General features: G+C 58.8%; 1 pseudogene. It reads right to left on the bottom strand.

Going from position 1 to position 592, the window contains the following annotated elements:
• Nucleotides 1-329: 329 nt before the first annotated feature.
• Nucleotides 330-592, bottom strand: a pseudogene (locus tag NKJ94_RS37495) (hypothetical protein); the annotation flags it as partial.

Genomic DNA, 592 nt, shown 5'->3' with positions numbered 1-592 from the left:
GCGAAGCTGGATCACGCGCACTCGGTCTTCATCGCGTGTTTTCGCAAGGGGTTCGTGACAAGGCAACGGGTCAAGTAGTTCAGTGTTCGATCTGGAGGAATTGAAGCTGCTTGGCCTCGATCCGACAGGCAATCGATTACGGCCCAGGGGTGACTACCGAACGGCATTCCCGTTAATCTCCGGCCCCTGTTTCGAGGCAAGAGAATCGCACGCGCGGCCTCGTCGAGGAATTCCGCGCGTATGGGGCATGTGTGGGGCTCTGTCGGGCCGCGACATCTACTTAATGTCTACTTTAGACAGTCGCCGCGACCATAACTTTTGATAACAGGTCAGGGTCGCGGGATGCCGAGCCGCTTGAAATACCGAGTTACGTCCGGGTGCTCGCGATCGTCCTGCCTCAACCGCGCAAGCGCGTCATCATCGCCGGCGAGCGCCATAGCCAAGCCGGGAGCGCTTATTCTCCACGGAGCACCGGGCATTGTCTGGTTGTGAAGACGGTGCTTGATCACCAGCCGCCTGAGTGTGTCTTCGCTTACGTTGTAGTCGTGCCTGAACAGATCAATGGCCCTCTGGACCGTGATCGCCTCTGCCC

Source organism: Mesorhizobium sp. M0060 (assembly GCF_040323155.1).
Lineage (GTDB): Bacteria > Pseudomonadota > Alphaproteobacteria > Rhizobiales > Rhizobiaceae > Mesorhizobium.
The sequence above is the reverse complement of the archived record's forward strand: the minus strand, read 5'-3'. Positions and strand labels throughout refer to the sequence as shown.